The organism is Ewingella americana (assembly GCF_006438725.1).
Lineage (GTDB): Bacteria > Pseudomonadota > Gammaproteobacteria > Enterobacterales > Enterobacteriaceae > Ewingella > Ewingella americana_A.
This window is the reverse complement of record NZ_RCZD01000008.1, coordinates 227,905-253,226: the sequence shown is the minus strand read 5'-3', so window position 1 is coordinate 253,226 and position 25,322 is coordinate 227,905. Positions and strand designations below refer to the sequence as shown.

At 41.2% G+C, this 25,322-nt stretch carries 30 protein-coding genes; all 30 read left to right on the top strand.

Features of this window, described 5'->3' with window-relative positions:
* Positions 1-600 (top strand): hypothetical protein (locus tag EAH77_RS25170; protein ID WP_161985816.1); only part of this gene is annotated, 600 nt, incomplete at its 5' end.
* Positions 601-615: 15 nt separating this feature from the next.
* Positions 616-3,840 (top strand): hypothetical protein, encoded by a 3,225-nt coding sequence (locus tag EAH77_RS16350; protein WP_140473884.1) that lies wholly within the window; start codon positions 616-618, stop codon positions 3,838-3,840.
* Positions 3,840-4,343: an HNH endonuclease gene (locus tag EAH77_RS16345; RefSeq protein WP_161985815.1), complete on the top strand. Its 504-nt coding sequence runs from the start codon at positions 3,840-3,842 to the stop codon at positions 4,341-4,343. The genes EAH77_RS16350 and EAH77_RS16345 overlap by 1 nt, the downstream gene beginning before the upstream one ends.
* A gap of 3 nt (positions 4,344-4,346) precedes the next feature.
* Positions 4,347-4,721 carry a hypothetical protein gene (locus tag EAH77_RS16340; RefSeq protein WP_140473882.1) on the top strand — a complete coding sequence of 125 codons (375 nt, stop codon included), beginning with the start codon at positions 4,347-4,349 and terminating at the stop codon, positions 4,719-4,721.
* Positions 4,722-4,878: 157 nt separating this feature from the next.
* On the top strand, positions 4,879-5,586 hold the full coding sequence (locus EAH77_RS16335) for a hypothetical protein (protein ID WP_140473881.1): 708 nt from the start codon (positions 4,879-4,881) through the stop codon (positions 5,584-5,586).
* Positions 5,587-5,673: 87 nt separating this feature from the next.
* The gene (locus EAH77_RS16330; protein ID WP_140473880.1) at positions 5,674-5,889 is read left to right on the top strand and encodes a hypothetical protein; all 216 of its coding nucleotides are present in this window, start codon (positions 5,674-5,676) and stop codon (positions 5,887-5,889) included.
* 59 nt (positions 5,890-5,948) lie between these two features.
* Entirely contained in the window at positions 5,949-8,033 is a 2,085-nt protein-coding gene (locus EAH77_RS16325) for a hypothetical protein (protein ID WP_140473879.1), read from the top strand.
* A 131-nt stretch (positions 8,034-8,164) separates the two neighbouring features.
* Positions 8,165-8,317, top strand: a complete 153-nt coding sequence (locus EAH77_RS25165; RefSeq protein ID WP_161985814.1) for a hypothetical protein — start codon at positions 8,165-8,167, stop codon at positions 8,315-8,317.
* Positions 8,317-8,574, top strand: a complete 258-nt coding sequence (locus tag EAH77_RS16320; RefSeq protein ID WP_140473878.1) for a hypothetical protein — start codon at positions 8,317-8,319, stop codon at positions 8,572-8,574. Before EAH77_RS25165 ends, EAH77_RS16320 begins: the two co-directional genes overlap by 1 nt.
* Positions 8,575-8,900: 326 nt before the next feature.
* Entirely contained in the window at positions 8,901-9,353 is a 453-nt protein-coding gene (locus EAH77_RS16315) for a hypothetical protein (protein WP_140473877.1), read from the top strand.
* A gap of 10 nt (positions 9,354-9,363) precedes the next feature.
* Positions 9,364-9,909, top strand: coding sequence for a hypothetical protein (locus EAH77_RS16310; protein ID WP_140473876.1), 546 nt, complete (start codon positions 9,364-9,366; stop codon positions 9,907-9,909).
* A complete protein-coding gene (locus EAH77_RS16305; RefSeq protein WP_140473875.1) occupies positions 9,910-10,266 on the top strand; it encodes a hypothetical protein in 357 nt (118 codons plus the stop codon). It abuts the gene before it with no gap.
* Positions 10,267-10,346: 80 nt separating this feature from the next.
* Positions 10,347-10,808, top strand: coding sequence for a hypothetical protein (locus tag EAH77_RS16300; RefSeq protein WP_140473874.1), 462 nt, complete (start codon positions 10,347-10,349; stop codon positions 10,806-10,808).
* A gap of 78 nt (positions 10,809-10,886) precedes the next feature.
* A complete protein-coding gene (locus tag EAH77_RS16295; RefSeq protein ID WP_140473873.1) occupies positions 10,887-11,927 on the top strand; it encodes a hypothetical protein in 1,041 nt (346 codons plus the stop codon).
* Between the two features lie 2 nt (positions 11,928-11,929).
* Positions 11,930-12,577: a dTMP kinase gene (locus EAH77_RS16290; RefSeq protein WP_140473872.1), complete on the top strand. Its 648-nt coding sequence runs from the start codon at positions 11,930-11,932 to the stop codon at positions 12,575-12,577.
* Complete coding sequence (locus tag EAH77_RS16285; RefSeq protein ID WP_140473871.1) at positions 12,550-13,452, top strand: dATP/dGTP pyrophosphohydrolase domain-containing protein; 903 nt, start codon at positions 12,550-12,552, stop codon at positions 13,450-13,452. Before EAH77_RS16290 ends, EAH77_RS16285 begins: the two co-directional genes overlap by 28 nt.
* A 175-nt stretch (positions 13,453-13,627) precedes the next feature.
* Positions 13,628-13,870 (top strand): hypothetical protein, encoded by a 243-nt coding sequence (locus EAH77_RS16280; RefSeq protein WP_140473870.1) that lies wholly within the window; start codon positions 13,628-13,630, stop codon positions 13,868-13,870.
* Positions 13,870-14,286 carry a hypothetical protein gene (locus EAH77_RS16275; protein WP_140473869.1) on the top strand — a complete coding sequence of 139 codons (417 nt, stop codon included), beginning with the start codon at positions 13,870-13,872 and terminating at the stop codon, positions 14,284-14,286. Before EAH77_RS16280 ends, EAH77_RS16275 begins: the two co-directional genes overlap by 1 nt.
* 113 nt (positions 14,287-14,399) lie before the next feature.
* Positions 14,400-15,440, top strand: a complete 1,041-nt coding sequence (locus EAH77_RS16270; protein WP_140473868.1) for a hypothetical protein — start codon at positions 14,400-14,402, stop codon at positions 15,438-15,440.
* 3 nt (positions 15,441-15,443) lie between these two features.
* Positions 15,444-16,016 (top strand): hypothetical protein, encoded by a 573-nt coding sequence (locus tag EAH77_RS16265; RefSeq protein WP_140473867.1) that lies wholly within the window; start codon positions 15,444-15,446, stop codon positions 16,014-16,016.
* A gap of 75 nt (positions 16,017-16,091) precedes the next feature.
* Positions 16,092-16,718 (top strand): hypothetical protein, encoded by a 627-nt coding sequence (locus tag EAH77_RS16260; RefSeq protein ID WP_140473866.1) that lies wholly within the window; start codon positions 16,092-16,094, stop codon positions 16,716-16,718.
* Positions 16,719-16,785: 67 nt separating this feature from the next.
* Positions 16,786-17,760: a hypothetical protein gene (locus tag EAH77_RS16255; protein ID WP_140473865.1), complete on the top strand. Its 975-nt coding sequence runs from the start codon at positions 16,786-16,788 to the stop codon at positions 17,758-17,760.
* Positions 17,757-18,881: a hypothetical protein gene (locus EAH77_RS16250; protein WP_140473864.1), complete on the top strand. Its 1,125-nt coding sequence runs from the start codon at positions 17,757-17,759 to the stop codon at positions 18,879-18,881. Before EAH77_RS16255 ends, EAH77_RS16250 begins: the two co-directional genes overlap by 4 nt.
* A gap of 9 nt (positions 18,882-18,890) precedes the next feature.
* Positions 18,891-19,199, top strand: coding sequence for a PAAR domain-containing protein (locus EAH77_RS25830; RefSeq protein WP_140473863.1), 309 nt, complete (start codon positions 18,891-18,893; stop codon positions 19,197-19,199).
* A complete protein-coding gene (locus tag EAH77_RS16240) occupies positions 19,196-20,647 on the top strand; it encodes a hypothetical protein (RefSeq protein WP_140473862.1) in 1,452 nt (483 codons plus the stop codon). Before EAH77_RS25830 ends, EAH77_RS16240 begins: the two co-directional genes overlap by 4 nt.
* Complete coding sequence (locus EAH77_RS16235; RefSeq protein ID WP_140473861.1) at positions 20,647-21,183, top strand: hypothetical protein; 537 nt, start codon at positions 20,647-20,649, stop codon at positions 21,181-21,183. The genes EAH77_RS16240 and EAH77_RS16235 overlap by 1 nt, the downstream gene beginning before the upstream one ends.
* A gap of 3 nt (positions 21,184-21,186) precedes the next feature.
* Positions 21,187-21,669 carry a hypothetical protein gene (locus EAH77_RS16230; protein WP_140473860.1) on the top strand — a complete coding sequence of 161 codons (483 nt, stop codon included), beginning with the start codon at positions 21,187-21,189 and terminating at the stop codon, positions 21,667-21,669.
* A 1-nt stretch (position 21,670) separates the two neighbouring features.
* Complete coding sequence (locus EAH77_RS16225) at positions 21,671-23,002, top strand: baseplate J/gp47 family protein (RefSeq protein WP_140473859.1); 1,332 nt, start codon at positions 21,671-21,673, stop codon at positions 23,000-23,002.
* A 1-nt stretch (position 23,003) separates the two neighbouring features.
* Positions 23,004-23,822, top strand: a complete 819-nt coding sequence (locus EAH77_RS16220) for a hypothetical protein (protein WP_140473858.1) — start codon at positions 23,004-23,006, stop codon at positions 23,820-23,822.
* Positions 23,812-25,299 (top strand): hypothetical protein, encoded by a 1,488-nt coding sequence (locus EAH77_RS16215; RefSeq protein WP_140473857.1) that lies wholly within the window; start codon positions 23,812-23,814, stop codon positions 25,297-25,299. Before EAH77_RS16220 ends, EAH77_RS16215 begins: the two co-directional genes overlap by 11 nt.
* Positions 25,300-25,322: the final 23 nt, after the last annotated feature.

Below are 25,322 nucleotides of genomic sequence, written 5' to 3'. Positions count from 1 at the left end.
ATGTCAGATGTAATCGGAAAAGGCTCCAAGATTCTCCCAGTTAATTTACCCTTAGCGTTCAAAGAGTTTGAAAAAACCAAGGACGTCGTAATTGATCTGAAGAATGGTAGCTCTTTAACCTTCACTTTCCAATTGGCTACCAGTTTCGATACTACTTGGGCAAGTACAGAAGCATCGGCTAATACGCTGGATCTCTCTGCGATGGGTGCTAGCTATATTCCTAARATTCTTGCATCTACTTTGTTGAAATTGAATGACAAAGACTTAATGCATTACGTTCCAGCTAAATTACAAGCTGTTCGTGAAAACCTGAACCCTAATGAACGATCTTTCTTAACAGAAGAACGTCGTGGTCTGGTTAGTCAATGGATTTACGAAGCGATTGTTTCTCGCATCCCACTGGAACTTCTGACCCATATCTACAACGAAGAGCTGGAAGAATGGTTTAGTTCTGCCGGTGGTCTGGTTGATTTGCCTGATTTAGATGACGATGATGAACGTCCAATCAAGCAAGTTACTCAAGTTGTCAACAAATTACCGGCTCCTCAAGAACCAGCTGCACCTCAGGAAGAACCTCAAAACGCTAGCAACATTGAGTAATAGGTAGCAATTCCTATGGATGACAACTCTCTCGATTTTGATCCGGATGCAGGAAAGAATAATAAAGGCAACTCGGCAAAGTCTGAAATAACTCCAGAATTAGAAGAGATCATTACTGTTCTCTCGGAGTTAAATACTACAGTATCTCAAGTGTTGGGAGCTAACCAACAGGCTGCTGATCAGCTTAAAGCGGATGCTCGCGCTGAAACTCAGAAAACTAAGCAAGAAGTTGCCGCTCAAATTCATGATCAGCGTTCTCAAGAAGATGAAGCTGCCCGTGTCAAACGTCGGGAAGAGAATGAGCGTAAACATGCTCAACGTCAAGAAGAGCAATCAAATATTGCTCAAGATCAGCAAAATGCTTTTGGTAAGAAATTTACTCAGTATTTAAGTTTGTATCGTAATCTTCCCCATTTCTTAGAAGATGCTAGAGGATCTCTGGCTAATCTAGAGGATCATATGGGGACGGGTAACAAAGTCTTTGACACCTTGAATAATACTATGTCGAAGATTAGTACAGTGCTCAAAGATTCTTGGCAAGACATTGCGACTGCTATCTCTGCTAAGTACATTATGCAGAGTTCTTTACAAAACCAGATCGACTATGGCGATGTATCTAACAAATTTGGTGCCGCTAATGAAACCGGTAAGTATGAAAACGCTGCAGGTATCTTTGGTCGAATGAGTGAGAGTATGCAATCTAACGGCGTTGCTGGCTTACCTCAATTGGTTAGTGGTGAACTCTCTAAAATTGGTCGTAAAATCGGTGAAAATACCGATGCAGTTGCTTCTGTTGCTAAGGACATGGGCAATCAAGCTCGTTTCCAGAACGTAGACAAACTGACAGATACTATTGAGAACATTGGTTTCCTATCTAAGACGATGGGACAATCCATGGATAGTCTTCGCGATTATTATGTTGAGAATCAGCGAACGTATGGCAAGTCTATGGAGAAAACTTCTAAAGATCTTTGGGAAGTTACTGCTACTCGCGATAAAATGCAGAAGCAATTAGCTACCGATCTTCAAGTCCGGAAAGATTCTGGAGAAATCAATGAAGCTGAATATCAACTGGAACTTGATAAACTAGCTACTCAGAAAGAATATTATGACGGTTTAATGGAGGTTAGTAGCACCCTACGAAAGCAGGGAACTTCCATGACTCAGATCTCAAAGACTTATGCGACTAACCTGAAGTATATGCAACAGATGGGTTATGCCGGTAAAGAAGCCGTTGAGAATGCTAAGCAATTAACCGATGCTATTCATAATACAGATACTGCTAGTGATCCCGTTAAACTTATGGGAGGTAAAGCAATATCTGAACAATTATCTCAGCAATTTAAAGGGAAAGATCACGATACAATTCTGAAAGAACTTCAGGATAAGGGTATCACTAAAGATACTGGTTATGCTGGTAAAGAAGGTGAACTAGCCAACCTTATTGATGCGAATAACCGTGGCGGCAATGCATTAATCTTTGAAGACTTATTCAAAGGCATTGATGGTGATGATAAGCTCAAGAAAAACATGAATAGTCAGTATGGAATGTCAATGGATTCTGGCAAACTAAAAGAGGCAATTCGTTTATCCGGTATTCAATCCCCCGACCAGAAATGGAACAACGGTAACGTTGAAATGCTTGCTCAGAACATGGGCACAGATAAGAAAACTGCCCTTAACCTGATGCAGCAACTTGAGAAAGTTGGATATAGTGCAGATAAATATCAAGCTCAAGTAGATAGTGCAGCTCCTTTACCTGAAGATGTTGAAGCCACTAAAGCAGCTTCTAAAGATCGAGTTGAGTTGAAAGCCAAAGAGCATTGGCTGACCAACATTGGTGATTGGATTGGATCAGTCAAAGATACTATTATGGCTCAGACTCCAATTCTTGCGGGTATCCTTGCGCTTATGATTGCATGGAAAGCTCGGGCCTTTAAGAATATGGTTAAAAAAATCTATAAAGGTGGGCGAGATCTTCTGGGTAGACGCCGAGGAGGTGGAGGTGGAGATGATGGAGAAGATTCTGGTGGCGGAGATTCTGGTGGCGGAGATGATGGGGGCAATGAAGGTGATTCTGAAAAAGATAGGAAGCGTCGTCGGAGATTACGTCGTCAGCGTAGAAATAATCGTATCCGAAATCGTGGAGGTCGCGGTCGCTTAGGTCGTTTGCGTAACCTTGCAGGCTCAATAAGCGATAATGTTCGTGGTGGCGCTGACCGATTAGGTGCCCTGAAAGACAGTAAGTTCTTTGGTAAAGCTCAGAAAATGTTCTCCGGTGCTAAAGCATTAGCAACTGATGGACTAGATGCATTGTCCGTCCCTGATTTTGTTAAGAATATGATAAAATCAACTGGAACATCTATTCTGGGCGAAGGCACAATGTCTAAGCTTGGTGGTATGGGTGAGGGTTTGCTGGGGGCAGGTAAAGGCATGCTTAAAGGCGTTCCTCTTATCGGTACCGCTCTTACTGCTGCTGATCAAGTTTACAAGCATAAGGATGATGAGTCATCTACCACAGATAAAGGTATTAAAATAGCAGGGGGCATTGGCGGTAGTATGGCAGGTATGGCCGCAGGCGCTTCTTTAGGTGGTACTACTGGCGCTGCAATTGGTTCAATTGTTCCTGGGCCTGGCACAGCTATTGGCGGTGCGATCGGTACAACCATCGGTGCGATTGCCGGCGGCATTATTGGTGAGAAAGCTGGGGACGTTATCAGTGATTGGGCTGTAGATACCAAAGACTCTATTATAAAAGGAGCCTCTGACGCTGGTGATTACATCGGTGCTAAAGTATCTAAAGCTGGGGATTGGATATCAGGTATGTTCTCTTCAGATGATGATAAGAAGATCAAAGAGACTACTGGTGCTGTAACTGCCGGTGCACTATCTTTACCAAATCCAGCATCCACTTTGAATACTCCAGTAGCTACTACCGTTCTCGATCCTAAAGTTGAGAATTTACTGAAAGATATGCTACTTACTCAAGACGAAATCCAGCAATATACGTCACCTCAAATGGCAGCATCCGCTCAGACAGCGACAGCAGCTAAAGCAGCAGCTAGTCCAAGTTCTAGTAATGGCGGACCTCAAAGTGAGGGTGATAGTCAAACTAAGGGGACAGTGAAAAGCTTGAACTCTACCAATGGTAAGTTGACAATCGAGATACCTAACTTCGGTAGTAAGTTGAATCAGTATAATAATGAAAACAGTCAGTACAAATGGTGGAAGCTCTGGTAATGAATAAGTTTACATGTGGTTGCTGCTCAGATGAATTCCCGATTACACGTCGGGAAATTCACCATAAGTGTCCAAGATTTCTCGGTGGTTCTGATGATCCAAGCAACCTCATTGATCTTTGTGAAGCTTGCCACCATGCTATCCATCAGACGTCAAATGGCTTATTTAAAGGTATTGACCAAACTGAGGGAGTGCTGGCTTATTTTGAGCAAGATAAAATAAAGTCCGCTAAGCTGATAGAATTAGCGGGTATTATAGTAGAGGCAAAGCGGAACAATGAGAATGCTCACCGTGAGTTCAGCCAACCCATAGTTCCTATTGAATTCGAATATTATCAGATTCACGTAAAAGATGCTGCTAAGTCCTTAGGCTTAACCGTCGCTGAATTTATGGCATCTGCTGTCATAGAGAAGACTAATGCCACTCTTGGGTTAGCTCGGAATCATAGCAAAGCCTCATCCAAGAATCAAAAATCTAGTAGACGGGAAGAAAGAAGGTATTAAATTATGGCAGAATCACGCGATGATCGGTACCTCATAAAGCCTCAAATCTTTAGATACAAGAATGGATCTGACGTTCAAGTCGAATTCTTTATTGTGGATAAAGAAAAGCAGGAATTTATTTGCGATGACATCTTTGGACTGGTTGAGTTAAAATTCGCCTCCGGTTCTTCAGCCTTCGAAATTGATTTCGATGATTTCTTCAGTACGGAAGCTGGTAGCTTTGTGATTAGTTTCTTTAATCTGCCAAATTATCCTCTGAAAGATGTTCATATTACGGTCACAGTTGGTGCTGATACATTTACAGCTATTGCTAGCTTAGATGGTTCAGATAACATTGAAGAGGATGCTTTGTCTTTCAACCAAGCCAGTGACTCGTAAAAAATCAGCGTTGATATCAAGGGAGACTTCGGTTTCCCTTTTCTCGTATTATATCCAAATAAGTGGATTTCAGCTAAATATCTTGACATTTAAGCCGTAAATCCTTATAATAGTAGTATAAAGAGTTGGATAATTAATCATAATGCGAGGATGTTAGATGAAACGTGAACCTTTGATGGACATTGATCCAGAAGCTTCTGAGAATGCTTATTACTTCTCAGCTTATAAAGCAGTATCTGCATGGTCTGCCACTTCTGAAGTCGAAGTTTCAGTAAAAGATCGTTGTTTGATTATGGCTGAGAAACTCGGCAAACGTCTTAAAGTTGAAGGCTATGATGCTGGCTGGAACACTCGCAGCAAATTTATCCCTGAAATCTTAGCAATCGGTATTCAAGATACCAATGTTCCAGAATATGATGAAGGGTGGTGGTTCGCTGGCTACCGTCTGGTAATGGATCAAGATCAGCCTTACTGGCAAGGTTGTTTGTGTCTTGGTACTGAATTCGTTGATGTGATCGACGAGACTAACTGGTGGGTGAATGTAGCCCCTCGTAAAAATCTTTATAAAGGCACTCAGGGCATTCTTGATATGTGGCTGAATGCTGAAACATTGTTCGAAGAACATACTAAAGCGTACTGCACTTTGAACAAGATCTCTAATCTCCCGCGCAAGCTGACATCTTTGGAAGAAAACGAAGAAGGTCAAATCATTCGTACCTATCCGAAGAATAAAGAAGAGCCTGTTGTTGTAGCGTATATAAAAGAGAACATCCCATACATTATCGACCTGCCAGTTTATTGGGCTATCTTATCCTCAGATGATATGAAGTCCGCTTTTAAGACAAAGTTAAACTGGCCTCTGTGATCAGACAGAAAGATAATCGTATTTATATTTGAGGCATCAGACCTCATTAAACAATAAATCGTAGTGCGAGATCAAATGGAGTATCAAATGGTTAAATCTGAAGAAAGTAGTCTGAGGCGTCAAACTCCGTCTCCGGTTATCGAGCAAGAGATAATCCAGAAGTTACAAACAATGACAATTGGGGATGCTGAAAAAGCTGATCGTAAAGGCTTTTCGATGGTATTAATGTCGAACTACATCTCCCAAGCATACCGTACAACGTATTTGTCGGTTCCGGAAGTTGTCAAGAAAGCTATTGTTTGATGTGATAATATTAGGGGAGGCTTAGGCTTCCCCTTTTTTCAGTTAATGCGGACTTTCACATGCAGAATTTAACTTTAGACCAGCAAGAATTCTTAAACTTTAATCTCAAGACTCGTAATTTCCATGCGTGTCTGGCTCAATTTACCATTGCTGATTTGAGCGATGTAGCCGCTACTAACTATCATTATGATCGCAGTGGTGTGCAAGAACCTTATCTTGACGATGATGCATTTGACAATCTGGTCAAGTATATCATTGACAATAGCAATCCCGACTTCCAACGTGTTCTCGAATCTCATACCTACAATGAGAACTTCCGCTTGCCGGTTCCAATGCCTGGCATCAGCCAAATGTACACGATTGAAGATTTCCAATCCTGGTTACGTTTGGCGCTGAACTCTTCACATAATGCTAGCCATATTGTAGCTCTTAAGACTGCAAAGCATGATGGTATCAGTGTTGAGCTGGTTTATGAAAGTGGCACCTTGAAGAAAGCCTATTCGAAATATAATGGTTTCGAAGGCAAAGACATTTATCGAGTTGCCAAAGACTGTCTAAGCATTCCAACCACTATTGCAAATGCCAATGCTCGTCTGGTCATTCGTGGTGAATTGGAGATGCGTAAGTCCGTCTTCTCTGCCAAATATCATGGTGAATGGAAAAATGCTCGCAACATGGTTGCTGGTCTGTTCCGTCGTAAAGAAAGCTCAGAAGAAGTTCGGGATGTTGATTTCATCGCTTATGAAATCTGTGAATCTGCCGATGATGAATTCGAAACTTGTCGTAGCCATCAGCTAAATTATCTGGCCTCTGTAGGCTTTGAAATCCCTTATTATGAAATCTATGAATATCCTGCTCATAAGATTGAAGATTGGGATGCAATGGCCGCTGACTGGGATCACTTGGAAGAAACGATATCTATTATCCGTTCTGAAGATGATGGTCTGGATTATGCTGTTGATGGTTGGGTATTGGAAATCGATAACCTCTCGACTGCTTCTGAAATGGGTCTGGAGTCAGATGGCTTATATCGCCAATCTCGTCGTAAGTTCAAGATCAACTTTGCAGAAGATTCGGTCGTTGCGAACGTTCTTGGTATTGAATGGCGTCTCCATAAAGACGGTGATTTCCGCGGTCGTGCTGTCCTTGAACCCGTTGAGATTTGCGGTGTAACCGTAACTCATGCTTCTATCTTCAATGCGTACTATGTGAAGCATGGTCGTCTGAAAATTGAAACTCACAAGCCAGATCATCCGATTGGTAAAGGCGCCGTTGTCCGCTTAATTCGTAGCGGGGATGTGATCCCACACGTGATGGAAATTCTTACTCCAGCGGCTGAACCTGACCTCCCGAAAGAATCTGAATGGGGTCCGATAGGTTGGGATGATAATGAAGTTCATATGATCACTCTCGATCCTGATCATCCAGCCGTTAAGTTCCGCAAGATTGTGCGCTTCTTCTCTTGTCTGGGAACAGAGAACTTTGGTATCCCTACCATGTACACTCTGTTTGAGAATGGCTGGAACACTATTGACGGTATTCTGGATCTGACTCTTAACAATATCGACAAGCTGAATGGTATCGAAGGTTTCGGTGAAATTAAACGTCGCAACATCCATGAAGCAGTTAAAGCCGCAGTATCTGATATCTATTATCCAAATCTGATGGCAGGTATTGATTGCTTTGGCAAAGCTGTAGGTATTGGTCGTCTGGAAATCGTCTTTAATTCTTGGGGCGATGAGTGTATGGCATGGGAAGGTTACTCAGAAGATGAAATCTATGAGAACGTTAAGACTCTGGCATTATTTGGAGACCTGACTTCCAGATCATTTGCTAAAGGCGTACCCTTGTTTTTAGATTTCATGAAATCACACTCGAAATACCTAACCCTTCGACCTTATATCCAGCAAGAAATTGCAGCAGTTTCCACAAAACTGGAAGGTGCGAAAGTGGTATTCACAGGGTTCCGTGATGATGAACTGGAAGTCGCTATTAAAGAACATGGTGGCGAAATCGGTACATGGACAAACTCAACCATTGTTGTGGCTAAGGACACTAGCATTATTCGTCCTAAAATCCAGAAGCTGATAGATAAAGGTGCTCGCTTCGTTAGCCGTGATGTATTCAAAGAAGAGTTACGGTAATGAACGGTTATCTCAAGACGTTATCCAAGTCTGAACTTGAAACTCTAGCCGAATTAGGCCGTCAAGCGCAAGAAATGTTGGATCAGAAAAGCATGGATCATCATCCAGATAATCAGAAAGGGTAATCAGAAATGAGCGGATATCTCGAATCTTTATCTAAATCAGAATTACAGACTATTATTGATCTTGGTAAGCAAGCTGAGAAAGTAATGGCTTCTAAAGGTGCTAGTCATTCTGGCGGTACTTCTCAGTTTGATGATCGTAATCAGCAGGAACGTCGTTAATGGCCACATCTGATTTGAAAACATATACAATCCGAGTAGCTAGACCAACCGCAGATTCGTTTGATAAGCTATTAGCGAATAATCAAATCACATATTTAAAACTGTTACGAAGATTCATTGAACAATGCATAGAGGCAGATGAAATTTCACTAGATCTTCTCGATGATGGTCAAACTGAAGAAGAACTTTGTCATGTTATAGAACAAGCAGAATTAGCTAAGAAGATTCTTGCTGCTCGGAAAGCGATGGAGCGTTAAATGGGTACTCGAAAGATTAGCTTACATAAAATTCCTACTATGCACGTTGAACCTTGTCCTAAGTGTCAAAACAACGTAGTATTCACAATTCATTCTGAACAAGTAATGGAAGATGGTTGTGAAGTCTGGGCTGCGTGTAAATGTGGCTTTGATCCTACTCAAGAAGACACTGCTTATCGTCTAGAAAGTGTCATGGGTGGTTGTGATAATGATAATTGTATAGGCGCGATTAGCTGTTGGAACGATGCAATACGTGATTACAAATAACCCGCTTCGGCGGGTTTTTCTCGTATTAATGGATAATTAAATTTCATGGACAGATTGAAGTGACTCCTATTGAAATCCTCAAAGTAATGACTCAGCATTTAGGCGAAAACGTTCAGCAAGTAGAACGTCCAATTACCAAGATGCCAGTTGAGTTCAAAGACAGTTTGTATCATGTCAGTGCTCCGCGTCAATGCTTTAATAATAGTCTGATGATCTTGTCTGAGAAAGGCTTGAATCCTAATTTTCCAGATATCAAATACTCGGTCGGTCATCTAGCTATTCCAAGTATAGGTATTCCGATTGAGCATGCTTTATTACGTGTGAAAGATGAATATTGGGATCCAACTCTCGATGATCCAGAAGCAGTATTCTATCCAATCTATGAATTGTCTTATCAGCAAATGCTTATTTTAATAGCTGAAGAGCGTGTGTCATCTGCTCCAATGATTTATGATATTCACCGTCTGATTCGTGAAAATAAGTTAGAAGAAGCCTCCGTTCTCGTTAAATAAGGAATCCACTATGTCTAAGCAAGAAGAAGGTTCTCCGGCGTTCGGTAATTATCCCCATCTGAATACCCCACCAAAGAAAGGTGAGCGTATTGACTTGCCGAAAGAATTGTGGGGTGCTGCGGATGAAAATGGATTAGTTTCAGAAGAACGCCGCACCATTGTTTATTTGGGTAATCCATTGGATGATCTTGATCCGATTGTTCGTAAACGCCTGCATAATGAAGCTCATGGTACTTTTGAGGATGATCAAGAGTTCTTAGAGTTTTCTAAAGTAGGTGAAATTTACTTTGGCTACAATTATCATGAAACTGGGATGTCGCCAAATCCAATTGACTCTCCACAGTTAGTTCATCATTGTGATGCTCTGATGTATGCCAAGACTTACACTCGTCTTGCTAATCTGGGAGTGTTTGCAGACACTAAAGAAGGTCATGCGTTGGAGTTTACTTTCCGCATTGCCCGTTATATGTCGCATGGTGTTTTCTATTCTCGCTATGTTACCAATAAAGATGGCGAACTCCAATTTATCACTGTTAAAGAAGAGAGTATCCTGTAAATGGAACGTATCGCAATTAGCTTGCCAGATGAATTCTTGAAATGTCAGGTTCGTAGCTATGGTTTGCTACAAGATAAAACTCACGGTTTATCTTTTATCTTAGAAATTCCAGAAGTTACCGAAGAAATGAAAGATCAAGCTAATCGCATGAATCTCAGTATTATCCCAGCAGAAGATACTCTCTTTCGTGAATTAACTGCTGATCGATTAATCGACTTCACTAAGAATTATCTAGCTACCGAAAAGCAAGAATTAGTTGAAGTCTTTTTCAATATGCTAGAGCAAGATTATAATACTTTGGATATCGCTAATAACTGCAAATTAACTAAACGTATTCGCAAGAATAAATCCAGTTAGCTTAGAATTTATCCGAGCAGCCTCGGTTATAATTAGTTGTTCCCAATTTAATAACTTATTCCGAGGCTTCCTCTCTTATCATGGTTTATTTCCCAATCACTGCACGTGCTCCAAGAGGTAAATATCCTTTCGAAGTCGCAGTTCTCTCCGAATCATCTACAATATTCAACGTTTATTGTAAATTCAAAGTAAAACATTCTGAGTTAACAATTCTTGAGAATTTCTATCAATTAGCAGAAGAAGCAAGTGAATGCATTACTTCTAATCGCTTAAATGCCGCAATCCAACTCCAAGTTTCAGAATTCCCTCGCATTGATATTAGAGAACAACGCCTGAGCGGTCTTAGGATGAACCGAGCAATGCTTAAATGGTTATCAACCTTTCCGGGATGTTCTTTACTTAAACCGGCGCCATTAAATTCTAAAGTGCGTGGAAGACTCGGCAATTACAGATTGTTTGAAGATGATGATCTTCCCTCGTATGAATTAATAGCAGTGTTCAAAGTTAAAGCGGTAGATCGTATCTATGCGCAGAACTCCTAACTGAGAACAGTCATCGTATATAACATAAAGGGATCAATAATAGATCTCCCCATTAATCGCGAGCTATCAAGGTATTTTATGACAACTTCTACCATTTTCTTTGCAAACCAAAACTGCATCGACTTCGGATTCCTTCGTGCAGATGGTTGCCCGATCGGTTACTCCGTGAATCCTTCATTCACCCTGACCGGTCGCATTGAAGAGAAAGAACAAGTAGTCATCGACTTCTCCGACGCTAAGAAGAAGTTGAAGCAGTTCATGGACGACAGCTTTGACCATCGTCTGGTTGTTTTCAAGAACGCTGATGGTTCCTTGTTGGGTGTTGAAAGCACTGAAACCAATGCTGAAAACCGTACTGTATTCCATCTGAAAAATGCTCTGGGTCGTATTGAGCTGCCGGAAGATGCCTTCTGCATTGTTGATATTGTGGGTGAAAGTCCGGATGTTGACAGCTTTGTTCAGAACAATCTGCAGATCTTCCTGAAAGACTATTGTGAGAAAGCGTTGCTGGCTCATTATGGCTTTGCTGTTGAAGTTCAGGTTAAGATGGCGACTCTCATGATGTCCTATGGTGATCTGAACAACACAGTATTCCCAACACTGAAATTCAACTATGTTCACGGTCTGAAGAATAGTACTTCTTATGGCTGTAAGAACATTGGCCATGGTCATCTGTCCTATCTGCACTTTGAGCACGACATCAAACTGCCAGATCAGCATTCTCCGGATAATAAGCTGGTTATTGAAGCTTTCAAAGAGTATTCTCATCTGGAAAAAGTGCTGACCAACTGCATTTTCGTTAAGCGTGAAAATCTGGATCACCAGCAAAATGGTGATGAAGAGTTCATGGTTATCTCTTACAGCACCGAAGAGCGTGGCTTCATGGAAATGACGCTGAATGTCAATGAGTTGGAACATTATCCAGACGTGAATATTCATATCTGTGATAAAGAAACAACCATTGAAAATCTGGCTGAGCGCATCTCTGAAATAATTGCACGTGAGTGTCCGAATCTGAGCGGCTTTGTTAATCAGCTGTTTGTATCTGAAGGCCTGACTAAAGGCTGTGTATATGATCGCTCAGCCCATCAGGTTAAATTCGGTCAGAAGGCTGCATAATCATGTTTTACTCGGTCACTGATGGTGCTGATTATGTTGGAAAAACAGAAGTAACTAGCATCCTATGTGAACGATTCCGAGCGGAGGGCTTTAATGCTCTCCGTTTTTCGGAACCTAGTTCAGATGACCAATATGGTGCTTCTTCTCAGATTCGCAAGCTAATCACTCAAAACCCTACCGATGCAGTTTCAACTGGTCTTCTCATGATGGCCGCTCGCAATGAGTTATTCACCCGACTCCCTAAAGATGCAATGTGGCTGGCTGATCGTAGCTTCTACACCACTTACGTCTACCAGAATCTGGAGAATGATCCAACTGCACGAACTGTTCTTGAGATGATCCATTCACATTATCTGAAGATTCCTGTTCCTGATTCAACTATTCTGCTGACTGTAAATCGTGAGCAAGCTTTAAAGCGTAGTAAGGGTCGTACAGGTGTTATGCAAATGGGTTGGTTAGATGAATTATCTCTGGAGAATCATCAGACCATTCAGGATTATTATCGTCGGGTGATGCCTAAAGACACTCTAGAGATTGATACTTCKAATCTGAGCATTCCGGAAGTAGCTGAGTTAGCTTATCAGCATATCAAATCCAAGATGTCACTTAAACAGGAGGTACTATGTCGCAGAGTAATCCTGACGGACTGATTAACTATCATCCGGCGCAATATGAAATCTGGTTCCCTTATGTTGGTAAGCGCTATAAAGATTACCACGATATCAAAACCAAAGAGGGTCACATCTACTCTGGTATGTTTCCGAATGGCATCAACTGGATGAAGATGGTTGTGGAAGAAGGTGATGCTGTTAAAGGTGGWACTGATATACCAGATACTGAAGTAGTTGCACTCCGTCTGATGTCCACCGAACGTCTGAATATTGCAGGTAAGCGGACTGATGCTAAACTGCGTCTGGCTCGCAATCTCGAAATGAATGATGGTAAGGTTCCTCGTGAAAAGCCATTCAGTCTGGAAGAGTTCATTGAGGATAAGAAAGAGTTCTCCATTAAAGCATTCGGACCGGATTATTCCTCTAATCGCATTCTAGATCACATCATCAAAGAAGTAGCAGAAGCTAGAAAGCATCCTAAGGATGTGATGGAATGGATTGACATTATTCATCTGGGACTCGATGGTGCGTGGCGGTCGGGCACTAAGACTGAGCATATCATCAATGCTTTGGAATCCAAACTCGAGCTGTTGAAGATGCGCGATTATCCGGACTGGCGAACTGCTGATGAAAATAAGCCTATTGAGCATATCCGTGATGATGAAGTCTATTTCTCGATCAAACTTAACATGAATGACATTTTTTCAGAAAATACTCTAAAAGATGTTGTCAGAATCATTAATGATCAGAAACGAGATATTCAAATCATTGTCCACAATCCAAGGGAAGTGTTACTACGAGGTATTCCTTCCCAATTACATGCAGCCACCAATCAAATGAAAGCAATTCTGTGGGCTGATTGGAAAGTTGAGATTAAAGAACTAGCCACATTTCCAGAATATGGCCCCTATTAACACAATCCCTTCTAAAGAGCCTGCGAAAGCGGGCTTTTCTATTGATATCCGCTCCAAATAGCCAAATATCAGTTGATTACAAGCAGGTATTCGTATATAATGGTTTTATTGGGAGAGGAACTTTCCAATAATAAGAAAAATCATAATAGATTGAAACTACCATTAAGGAATTATCATGTCAATTATCAAATCGATCAAAACTAAGTCCAAGAACGGTTCAGCTATTCGTGCAACTCTGGATAATGAAAACAACATTCGCGTCTTCTTAGCGGGTGATGGTTGTGAAGGCACTCACACTCTGACCGAAGATGATAAAAAGAGTTTGATGGCTCAGTTTGCTAAAGCTCCAGTACTTGAACCTCGCAAAGTAGCTCAGAACGCTTCCTATCGTGCAGGTTACGGTGGAGGTCGTGCTTAATGAATCCACTTATCGAGAAGATGATTCGAGATAGTGTTGCTGAGGGTTTGCTCTCCGAACAATCGGGCGATAGGCTTATTCATAAGTTAGAAAATCCTAAAGCAATAGATATTGCTAAGTTTCTACCGGAAAAGACTAACGAAGATATCCGAATCGTAGTTGTTCCATATCGGAAATGGGATAACTTCTCCGAGCAAGATCTTGAACTCATTCAACGACATTTGAAACTTTCATTGGATGTTGAAAGTGATCTTTTTAAACCAGATCATCTCCCAACTCAAACTTGGGTAAGTATATTCTTAAACGAGTTTCCGAATGGTGCGGATTATGAAGAAATCGTTAAAACATTGAGGCATGAATTTAGAAGTCATCCTCAATTGAAATTGTCGGTTCTATCTAACGTTCTCATCCGCTAAGTTCCAGATAGTAATCAAGCCCCTTCATTGGGGCTTTTTATTACTCTGAATTCCTCAAAATAGCCGCTTCTAAGCCAGTATAATTGATTAAATATTGGATGTGGGATGCGGTCATGCAATTAAAACCTGGTAGTACTCACCTATTTAACTTGATTATTCAGAACCCTGATGGAACTCCTGCTGTTCCAACTGAACCAGGAAAGTTCAAAATCCTGGATAAGAATAACAAGGTACTCACCGAAGGTCGCTTAATGCGAGGCTACGCTGAGGGTGAATTTGAAACTCAGTGGGTTATCCCTATCACAAAACCGAGTAATCCTTATAAGATTCTCGCTCAGATTAACACTGCTGAAAATGGCTGGCTGTCTCATACAGAATCATTCCAGATTCAAGAAGAGGAAGTTCCCGATTATAATTACATCAGTATGGTCACTTATGGTCAAGACAGCTTGAACCTTCGTAGCCCTAAAGCTGGTAATTTCCAGATCTCGTTCTATGGGACATCTGACACTCCTTTAGTAGTTCTCGATTCACTGGTTATTGAGATTGGTGACAACAAAATTACCGCAGATATGATCTCTCAGCTACATCCTGGTTTTTATACCGCTAGCATCCGTCAGATAAATGATACTGGCGTTGTTACAGGTGAGCCATCCATTGTAAACTTTGCGGTTGCCAATATGCGTTTCTGGACGATGCTTCCACGTCTCAGAACTTATTTGGATCGTTACCATAAGAATCCAGAACGCATTAATGGTTACACAAACGAAATGCTGTACACATGGTTCGTTGAAGGATTGTCTAAAGTCAATGCTCAACCTTTCCTGACCAGTTGGACAATGGCTAGCTTCCCTAAAGAGCCTCATGATGTTGGTCTTGTGGGAATGTGGATTCGTGCTGCTGCTTATTATGGCTTGCGGAGTCAGGTTCTAGTCGAAGGCGAACTCCAATTCGATTATAATGGCCCGAATGTTACAGTGACTCGCGATAATATGCAGGCTCTTGAAGCTGAAATTAGTCGTTTAGAAATGGAACTGGACGATGCCATTAAGCAATCTAAGAAAATCATGAAGGCTAATGGTAACATTGGCGTTCTCTCCCACAGAAAACCTGGCGCTCGGTCATTTGGCAGAGGCGCTCGCATTAGGGCTTAATCCATGAGTAAATATTCTAATCCGGCTAACCTCAAGATTCGTCAGAAGTTAGCTACAATGCAAAAACGTGGTGATCTGCGTTTGGTTATTCCATCAGACGTCAATTATGATCCTGAGCAATTGCCTCGCCAAACTATTAAGTTTGCTGGATTTATTATCAATCTTGAGTTTCCTAAAGGCTCTATGCGTCGTGGCGTTGATCGTCAAGGCGTTGCTTGGTCTCGTGAGATGAAATGCGCTTATGGGGAATTTGCCAGTACACTCTCCGTTGATGGTGATCCATTAGACGTTTATCTGGGCACTAACTATGCTTGCAAAGAAGTCTATGTCATGCACATGGCTCAGAAAAACAACTGGGACAACTATGACGAAGACAAGGTAATGCTTGGCTTCTCTTCTTTGCAAGAAGCTATTGACACCTTCTTGGAATGCTATTCTAATGAACCTCGTTTCTTATTGGCTTGGTCTACTTATAGCTTGAAAGAGTTCGGTCGCCAGCTTCCAATTAAAAGCAACTCCAAATTAGTATTCACAGAAGACAAAAAGTTAGCGGCTGCTCTCATTAAATCCCGCTAAAGTTTCCTGTAAAATGGAGTTGTTAATTAATTCATTAAACCTCAAACATACTTAATACATTCAGGAAAATATACCATGGCATCTCCAATGAAAGAACTCGGCACTGYTAATCTGGCCGAACTGGTAGAACAGAAATACGCTAAAGAACTTATCGTGATCAGCCGTCTGAAAAGTGATGTGATCATTAGCATCAAAAACTCCGTTCTCATTATTCCGGCCGGTTTACCGACCCCGCTGACCGATCAGGCATCTCTGGCTAATCTCGCTACCAGTGCAGACCTGCAACGCTATCTGTTTCAACGTGTCTTGGTATTGCTGGATTCTGACTCTGTCCCAGCTATTTATCTGAAGACTGCGCGTAGAGAAGTGGCGAAAGCGAATAACACTTCAATGGATGAACAGGATCTGGCTGAAGTTGATGATCTGCTGGAAGGTGGTCTGGTAGTTGAAAAAGCGCCAGTTAAACTGCAAAGTGCAAATCCTCAGATCAATGCAAATGCCGAACCGTTGGATGTTCGTAAGGCCAGTCATCAGCATATTATCGGTATGATCAATAACATGATCAAGACCTCTAATTTCGATGAAGCTGAGAACGAACTGGTTAAGCTGATGAGTAAATGCTCTCAAGCAGATCAAGAAGCTATCTTCGCCGAAATCTTGCCATGTGAAATGCTGGATGGCGTTAAGAAAAGTCTTCTGTAATACGGGTAACAATAGTTCTGAAGGCGGTACATTGTTACCGCCTTTTTTCGGTTTATAGGAGGTTTGAATGGCTCTTCCACTTAAAACAAACATCATCACCGGTGCCGAGTCGGCCATTTCATCCGCTAAATCATCTGTGTCTTCTGCAATAGGTTCTAAATCTACCTCACTGGCAAGCGCCAATTTAACTTCTTCGAAGATATCTATCCCTCGTCAAGGCTGGATCCTGTATCCTGTTCTAGATGCTAGCGATAAGATTGTTTTTAACGTCAACCCAGCATCTATTGACTATACATTTGCGGGACGTCGTTCTAATTCCAAATCTCGATATGGTCGAGTATTTACTCAAGGCTTTTCAAACGCTTTAGTAAACAACATGGATATTGACGTATCTTTCCAGATGCAATCAGGTAACTTATTGAATCCGGATACTCTTGGAGCTCCAACTGAGGGTAGTGGTGTATTCTTTAAATTGCTGCAGTTCGCCTCCATGGATGTTCTCAAAGATGGTAAATTAAACTATCTCAAGTTAGAAATCAATACGGTCATGATGGGTACGATTACCTTCTTAGGTTTTATCAGCGCCGATATATCTTTATCTGAATCAGCGGATAACCCATTCTCAGTAACTTATCCAGTAACGTTCAACGTTTTCAGCACCGAGCCTACAATGGCCTCATTTGCGCAAATTATGTCCGCTATGAAAACAGCTACAACTGCAGATACAACGGCTGCGACTACTGCGACTAATCCTGCAACTGGAACCGCCACTGCGACTACGGCTAAGGCATCAACAGGGACTACTACCGCTACCGCAACCGATGTAGTAACACGTACTCCAGTAGCATCAAATAAAACCGCATCAACTCCAAATACCGCTTTCGTCCCTACAGTGTCTACTCCGAAAACAGGTACTGATCAGAGTGCCGCTATTGCTAAGCTTCTAAATGATTCTAATGCTGGAGTGACTAAAGCAGCGGCTCTTGAAGAACAGATGAAGCATAGTGGTCTTGAAGAATTACTTAAAACGGGGCATTTATGAATCGTGATCCCTCCAATACTAAAAGCAGGGGTAATCAGTTCGAAGGATTACTTGAAGCTCACATTCTCAGTGTAGATGCTGATCGTGCTGAAATGGTGGTTGATTTACGTAATGGCAATGGCAAAAAGACTCTACCTATAGCTTCTATATATTCCGGTCTGAACTCTCGTCGTCGAGATATGCCAGAACCCGGAGGTATTGTGCTGTTCATGTACTGTCATAATAACTCAGCTCTTCCTCAAATCCTCGGTTATAAAAGCCGAAGTGAAACGAATGACTTTGTTAATGGTGGTCAGTCATCTACCTCAGTTGAATCTCAATATGTTAAGTCCAATAAATCAACTGAAGCGCAAGTCCCATATCGGAAATTAGTCAGTGGTGAATCCGAGGATATAGCTGCTGGTGGCTCATATATTTACCGTTTAATTACGGGAGATATGGAACTCGGTTCTGGATTAATCCGATCAATATGGTCAAGAAGTGGTATGGATATCACCCATCAGGTTCCTGAATATGTCATTGAGATGGGTGATTACGATTCAGGATCTCAAAAGGATGTCTTCAGAATAGGTAATGCTACCCGCCATACTGCGGATGGAAAATCTTATAATGAGACTAAAGGTGGGGTCGCTAAAGAATTCTATATTGATCTGACAGGCCGAGGTAACACTCCAACTCTAATGCGACTCCGCAAAGGTAACGTTCTAGATGCTGGCGGTGCAGAAGTAAACTCGGCAACAACAGGGAACGCTCTCCGATCATTCGAAGAATATTATACAAAATCAAATACAGTAGCTACTTATGAAGTTGATGAAAACGGTAATATGTGCTGGACTCTTCCTGCCGATGCCGACCGCGGATTTATTTTCAACATGGCTGGATCAAATTCATCCTTTGATTTGAATGTTGGCAACAACTTAACTCATAAAGTTGCGAAAGCTGGTAATCATAAATATGGAACTTCTCATGATATTCAAGTGGGAACTGATTCTAGTGAAACCGTAGGTGGGAATAAGAATTCTACCATTAGTGGTAATTTCAACCATAAGACTGGTGGTAGTGCCGGTATAAAAGCTGGTGGAATACTTCGCTTGCAAGGTACTAAAGTTTTAATCAWCTAAGAGGCTCTCATGAGTGGTGGATTTGTCCGAGTGGGTGATAATGTTATTGGCTTTGGCACTCATGGTGCCGATTGTTGTGGACATCAGAYTCAAGGTGTTTGGACATCCGGAAGCCCTAATGTGATGGTTAATAATCGAGCATTAGTCCGAGTCGGAGATACCGGTGTTACTAATTGTCCTCACTGTGGAACGATGATAGCTATGTCTGGAATGCCTTCGATTATCGTTAATGGTCAGCCTGCTCACCCCTTGGGCGGAACTGCAATATTCCCTTGTGGTCAAGGAACCACTATCTCAAGTTCTGGAGATACGCTATGACGACTGATAATACCCAGTTAGCTGGTGCTGGTATACTTGAGTACATTAAAGGTACTAAAGAGTTAAATACTCAGCAAAAGCTATTCATTAATAAAGCAGATGATATGCTTGGCGATTTAACTGGGAGCCTCTTAGAAACTGACACCATGCTGGATGATTTGACTGGCATAGTTAAAGACACTATCGTTCCTGGAGTTGCTATCTCAGATGATGCTGAGTTGCCAGTAGTGAACGAATATATTCCCGATTCAGATGCTCTATTAAATTCTGAGTACGTTTCTTATATGCCGCTGGATAAGTTATTCGGTGCTAATACTTCAGATGTGTACCCAATGCTTATTACTACGCAGCAGCCTACATTTAGACCAGAGAACGCAGTAAGTGTTGATATCCCTTACGGTAATAATAGCTCTTATCCAGTATCTTTCATCCCAATTAAAACTGTTTCTAAAGAGACTTTAATTACTGATAAGATAACGGATTATGTAGCTGCTGCTAGCCCTTCTTCGGTATTCAATCAGGGAAGCTATAACGGTTCTTATTACACGTCATCGGGTAAAATTATCCCTTCAGTCAATGATGATATGACTTCTTTGCAAGACAGTATGAGTCMTATCTTGAGTATCGTTACTGACATGAAAAAGAAAAGTGCAGCTCTAGCTAATCTTCTTAGTTTTGATACAGATCCGGAAAGCTTAGTGGACAAGACTCGTGGTTATTATGACTCAATAATGGCTCAGATTAGTAAAGCAGGGGCACTTCTTGCTACAATCAATGGTATTAAATCCATGATTGAAAACTTTATCTGTAGTATCTGCTCCCTATTTGGCGGATTGCCCGAGTTCAACTTCACGATAAGTTTATTTGACGGGTTAATGGCGGCTCTTATGGCTGTCTGGAATATGGTTAAATCAATTTATGATGCTATCAAGAATATCGTCTTAGGTATCCTTAGCCTCTTTGATCTGAGCATGTTCAATCTGAATCTGAACTGTGGTTGTTTTGCACGTCTAGGTAAAATCGTAGACGCTCTATTAGAAGATGATTCTGGTGCTATTTCAGAGACAACTGTTGCAGGAGCTCTAGATAAAGCTCGAAATGTTGCATCRGCAGCAGGTGTAAATGCAAATGTCAATATTGGTGTTGGTGGTGTTAATGTTATTGGTGGTGACGTTTTACAGCAATCTCCGACGGGTATTATAAATAATGGCGTTAATAGTGTTGGAGCGGCCACGGTTTCTGGTTTAACCGGCGTTAGTTCTTTTGTTTCAAATGCTAGTGCTGAAGCTGGAACTTTTGCCAATATCGCTTCGGATAAAGTTACTAATACGGTAGATACTGTTTCAAGTATTCCCGGAGCTGTTACCGCTAAGCTAGGAGATGTGTCTGAAAGTGTTGGCACAACCATGGCTAAAGCTGAACGATTCACTGAGTGGAAACCTGCTTAATGGCTAATATGAAAGATGTAGACGCTAGAAAGTTAGCTAGTCGTCCTTATATTCATGATCGAACCTCTGGGAATATGGTTAAGATATCTCCAGAGTTTGAAGTATTCTTAATCAAAGCTCCCGATGATCTGAAAAAAGCTATCGCTTCCCATGTTGAGACTACAATGGCGGGTGATGTTCAGAATCAATTAATTAAAGCTAAAGCGGTGGCTAATTTTGGTGAGTCTCGAGTTAAACGTCAACGAGAGATCTTAGAAAACAATACCGACAAAGTTAACAAAGTCAAAGAGTTAACCACTAAGATTTCTCAAGTTGGTGCCGGTGATATTGCCGCAACCTCTAGCGTTGAGAAGACAAACTTGATTCAAGACCTACAACACGGTCAAGTCTATTTAGAAGCAGCTGTCCGATCCGCTGAATTCCAAACTATATGGATGAGTCATGTTATTCAAGAAGATGGTATATCTCCGAAAGCAGCTACAGTACAGCGCATGCGTTCTTGGAGTAATAGCCTCTTTGCATATCCAGAGGATTAATCTATGGCTACTTTCGGTGAACTATCAGAAAAACCTTCATCAGTGAACTTTGCTATTAATTTCCAGAATGGTGACATGTCATTCAATGATGGTGGTAAGACAATATTTTGTACTGGTTATGATAAGCTAGTTCAAGATATTGATCGTTGTCTGAAGACTCATTACAATGAATCTACTAATGAGGGTAACAAAGTTTATTCTACTCTCGATATCATTGATCAATATGACGAGGCCAGTGTCTTGTCTCTTATTGAAAGTGATTTCCGTGATGCTCTTATTCGTTTGAAGGCTGCACAATACACTTCTTCATTGCCAGATGAGCAAATTCGCTCTATTGAGTCCGTAAAAGCCAGTTATTATAATGGAGATTACACAACAGTGATGGTTAGGATAGCTATTCTTAATGGTCTCTACCAAAGCGTTTCGGTAGGGAATCTCGTCTTAACTCAAGATCTGACTATTCGCCACTTGTACGAAGAGGTTTAACATGGCAGAAGTTTATGCTGATAAACTCAAGAAACGGGTATTGGCCAACTATCCCTCAATTGATACTAGAGGTCCGTTGGATGATATGCTGCTCAACCCGATTGGTGCTGAACTGGATCAGGTGCAGACTAATATTGACTCCCTGAAAGCCAATTTCACTTCTGAGTTTGACGCAACTAAATCTGCTGAAGATTATGAAAGTGTTGGCGCTACTTATGGCGTTATCCGTTACGCCGGCACTAAGGCTAGCTCTTATTTGATTCTGAGCTTCTTAAAGCCACCCACTGGCTTAGTAATTCCAAGTGGTACTATTGGCCTGACTGATGATGGTCAGTATATGTATTATACCAATATTGAATTCAACTCCCTTAGCTATACTGCAGCTGATCAATTGTCTGCTGAAACTGGCTATTATGAGTATAAGGTTCCGATTACTGCATTAGAAGTAGGTTCTAAATACAATATTGCAGCTAACCGAATCCATAAGCTGAATCTGACACTTCCATCAGGCACCATTGTTAATAACCCAGAAAAAATCATTAATGGTGCGGATGCTGAAACTTTAGAAGATTACTGGGCTAAGATTAAGACTCGAAGCTATATTGTTGATATCTCCACTCAGATTGGCTTAGCTACAAAAGCGACAGACTTTGCTGGTAAGCGTCTTGAGGGTATTTATGTTACCCCAACTCTTATCACAAAAAGATCGAACGTTGTTACTATTTATGTTGCAGGTAACGATAAAACTAAAGTTACTGAAAATATACCGATTATTAACTCAACATTTGCGCTTAAAAAGCGGCATGTTCAGAGTATAGAATCCATTTCTGTGAACGGTGTTTTGGTAACTTCTTATAAAATTCTGAATGATTCAATTCTTATTACTCAGAAGCTGGCTACCAATTCAGGCAATGTCACAGTAACTTATGTAAAAGATACTTTGGCGTCAGATATTGAAGATCAGCTTAATATCAATACCGAAGATTACTTTGGTAAGAAGATCGAAGTCCATTCAGGTATTGTCAAATATATCGAGTTCAAAGCTAAGATTCGAATCAACTCCAATGTCATGACAGATAGTTCTCAGCAAGCTTTAGTAGATGCAACGTTTGCCTATCTGAATCAGACTAAGTTCCGATTGAACGATCTCACTGTTCAAGAATTGGTAGATAATATCTTCCAAACTTATCAAGGTTACATCAAGATTACCGTTGAGATGTTCCAGCCTAAAGATGAGACGTCTTATCTGCAAGGCTTTAATATCCCATGTCTGGCTCCTGAATATCTTCAGATTCAGGCTAGCGACTTTGATTTGAAATTCGTGGCGGGCTAATATGCTTAATTTCTATCGAAAGCAAGACACTTATATTCGCTCGATCTATCAGAGATTGCTAGGCCGTGTGCCGGATGGGAACTTCTATAAGCCCGATGTACAAGAAGTTCCTTATATTGAGGGTAAGACTCGCTTTGTTCTGGAAACATCTAATGTCGGTCTTCGTCATGTAATTTCCACAGGAACAACGGGCTACATTAAGCCTTTAATTGCTGCTGCTGAAGTTGTAGATGTCGATTTGGATTTAGAGGTAGGTCAGCAAACTATTACTATTCAAGTATTTGATGGTAATGGGGATACAGTCGATGTCTTATCCGTAGCCATCCGAGTTTCTAATATCGCAACTCTGCTCTATTCCGTATCAGAAATCTCCGCTCCTCTTTGGATTGAGCTTATTGATCTCTACGCTAAAATGACTAGTGGCACTCGACTTCTTAATTTCGAGAGCACTTTATCTGAAGATATTCGAGAAGCATTGCCCGAAGACTTCTCTAGTAAAAGTCTGGCTCTCAAGTATTTATTGCGAGCTAAGCAGACAGGCATGACTTCTCAGGCGTTCGAATCCATTGTTGCAGTCTATTGTGATATGAACTTTCCGAAATTGTCTAAGTTTGAGAATCCTACTGAGATTACTGGTGGCCGACTCGAAACTCAACAATTCGTTGATGATGTAACCGAAGTTCATGTCTGGACTCATTCTAAAGCAGAAGCTATCCGAGTTGCTCGAGATATCTTAGCTAATAACTTCCCAGAGCGTTATGGTAAGTTCCGAGATACTACCGAAGGAATCATGGTGGAGCGAGCTGACTATGCAAGATAAAGAATTTAGTCTACTGCAAGGCGGATCAGATATTGATACTGTAGGAATCTTAACTCTCAATGAGAGCAATGATGCTGGAAATATTGGTAGTGGTGGTGGGAATGGTTCCAATAATGCTCTAATCCCAAACTATAACTATACCGATTATGATGCACATCATGGCTTAGATCCAGCAGTGTATGTTCCATTTGATGTTAGTCATGGTTCAATGGCTAAGCACGCATCTAAACCAGGACGTTTTGATCGTTATACTGTTTTATATGCAATTCCCGATTTCCCACAGACTCAACTTGATGACTTCTTTATGGAAGAAGATATGCGACAACGTGCTTTTGTCGAGTCTAACTTCCAAGTCGAGAAAAGTAATAACATTGATTTGGAGAGATCTGATCGTGAAACATTGGAAAAGATTCCGGAATACCATCGCGGATATAGTAAGTACGTTGACGCTTTTAGAATTGATAAGACGGTGGGAAGGGAAACCTCATGGTTACGTCATGGTAATCCTTATGGCTATGATTCTTCTAATCGTGTGCTGTACGCTACCTCACATCAATATCCCTTCACATACRCGGTAGGAGACGGTACTCTATCCAAAGAGTTGCCTTTTTATCCTCCATTTGAAGAGCATAATCCTCACGTCTCTTGTCTTCTCTTTCCAGTAACTGCTCGATTTGAAGTTACCGAAGTGAACCATTGGGATAGTCCAGCTTATTGGATGCATGGTCTCGTGGATTGGGATCTATTCAAAGTTGATGAACATTGGATGACTTACCAACGTCTGCGACCTTTCCCAGTTAAGTATCTGGCAAGTAATACTCCGGAACCTTCTGTCATTGATTATTGGCATCAGTTCAACTTGATGTCTAGCTTGCCAGTTGAGATTCTAACTGATCCAATGGAAATTACGAATACTGGTAATAGTATTAAGACAATTGCGGATACTATTGAATCGCACAACCCAGTAGAATCTCTGGATTTATCTCCAGCTATTATGCCTAATCTGATTCCTGCTCTCTCAACATTGACAGCAGCTCACCGGATAATGATAGCCTCTTTTAATCAGGAAATTGTTACTGAAATTGATTATGTAACTACGATCACTAAGAAACGTAGTCTGTTGTTCTTAATCAATGCGGAGAAGACGCGTAATTTCAATCCTTGTCAAGTGACAATGCGAGTTTCTGGCTTGCCAAAAGGCTTCGAAGTTAAAGTCATCAAAGGATTAATTACTTCAAAAGCCGTGAGTGCTTCGGTAGTTGATGTAACTGTCAACTATAATCCGGATGAACTAGTAGCGTTTGCAATCAGTAAAATTGGATCTTTCCAGACAATCACTATTGAAAATATCAAGACAGCGGTTCCTGTTAATCGTCCAATGCACTTCAAGATTTATAACACAAAAGGATTCGATACTATCCCGTTTGTGGACAAAGCTTCTACCTCTTCTGTTAAGTTAACACTTCGAAAAATCTAAAGGGCTTCGGCCCTTTTGACCCT

Bases quoted from the DNA above. Each gene is read 5' to 3' on its own strand.
- EAH77_RS16270 (WP_140473868.1), top strand. From the start codon at position 14,400: ATGCAATTAAAACCTGGTAGTACTCACCTATTTAACTTGATTATTCAG.
- EAH77_RS16255 (WP_140473865.1), top strand. From the start codon at position 16,786: ATGGCTCTTCCACTTAAAACAAACATCATCACCGGTGCCGAGTCGGCC.
- EAH77_RS16310 (WP_140473876.1), top strand. From the start codon at position 9,364: ATGTCTAAGCAAGAAGAAGGTTCTCCGGCGTTCGGTAATTATCCCCAT.
- EAH77_RS16350 (WP_140473884.1), top strand. From the start codon at position 616: ATGGATGACAACTCTCTCGATTTTGATCCGGATGCAGGAAAGAATAAT.
- EAH77_RS16330 (WP_140473880.1), top strand. From the start codon at position 5,674: ATGGTTAAATCTGAAGAAAGTAGTCTGAGGCGTCAAACTCCGTCTCCG.
- EAH77_RS16235 (WP_140473861.1), top strand. From the start codon at position 20,647: ATGGCTAATATGAAAGATGTAGACGCTAGAAAGTTAGCTAGTCGTCCT.
- EAH77_RS16340 (WP_140473882.1), top strand. From the start codon at position 4,347: ATGGCAGAATCACGCGATGATCGGTACCTCATAAAGCCTCAAATCTTT.
- EAH77_RS16230 (WP_140473860.1), top strand. From the start codon at position 21,187: ATGGCTACTTTCGGTGAACTATCAGAAAAACCTTCATCAGTGAACTTT.
- EAH77_RS16220 (WP_140473858.1), top strand. From the start codon at position 23,004: ATGCTTAATTTCTATCGAAAGCAAGACACTTATATTCGCTCGATCTAT.
- EAH77_RS16300 (WP_140473874.1), top strand. From the start codon at position 10,347: ATGGTTTATTTCCCAATCACTGCACGTGCTCCAAGAGGTAAATATCCT.
- EAH77_RS16335 (WP_140473881.1), top strand. From the start codon at position 4,879: ATGAAACGTGAACCTTTGATGGACATTGATCCAGAAGCTTCTGAGAAT.
- EAH77_RS16345 (WP_161985815.1), top strand. From the start codon at position 3,840: ATGAATAAGTTTACATGTGGTTGCTGCTCAGATGAATTCCCGATTACA.
- EAH77_RS25165 (WP_161985814.1), top strand. From the start codon at position 8,165: ATGAGCGGATATCTCGAATCTTTATCTAAATCAGAATTACAGACTATT.
- EAH77_RS16320 (WP_140473878.1), top strand. From the start codon at position 8,317: ATGGCCACATCTGATTTGAAAACATATACAATCCGAGTAGCTAGACCA.
- EAH77_RS16265 (WP_140473867.1), top strand. From the start codon at position 15,444: ATGAGTAAATATTCTAATCCGGCTAACCTCAAGATTCGTCAGAAGTTA.
- EAH77_RS16275 (WP_140473869.1), top strand. From the start codon at position 13,870: ATGAATCCACTTATCGAGAAGATGATTCGAGATAGTGTTGCTGAGGGT.
- EAH77_RS16295 (WP_140473873.1), top strand. From the start codon at position 10,887: ATGACAACTTCTACCATTTTCTTTGCAAACCAAAACTGCATCGACTTC.
- EAH77_RS16305 (WP_140473875.1), top strand. From the start codon at position 9,910: ATGGAACGTATCGCAATTAGCTTGCCAGATGAATTCTTGAAATGTCAG.
- EAH77_RS16225 (WP_140473859.1), top strand. From the start codon at position 21,671: ATGGCAGAAGTTTATGCTGATAAACTCAAGAAACGGGTATTGGCCAAC.
- EAH77_RS16280 (WP_140473870.1), top strand. From the start codon at position 13,628: ATGTCAATTATCAAATCGATCAAAACTAAGTCCAAGAACGGTTCAGCT.
- EAH77_RS16325 (WP_140473879.1), top strand. From the start codon at position 5,949: ATGCAGAATTTAACTTTAGACCAGCAAGAATTCTTAAACTTTAATCTC.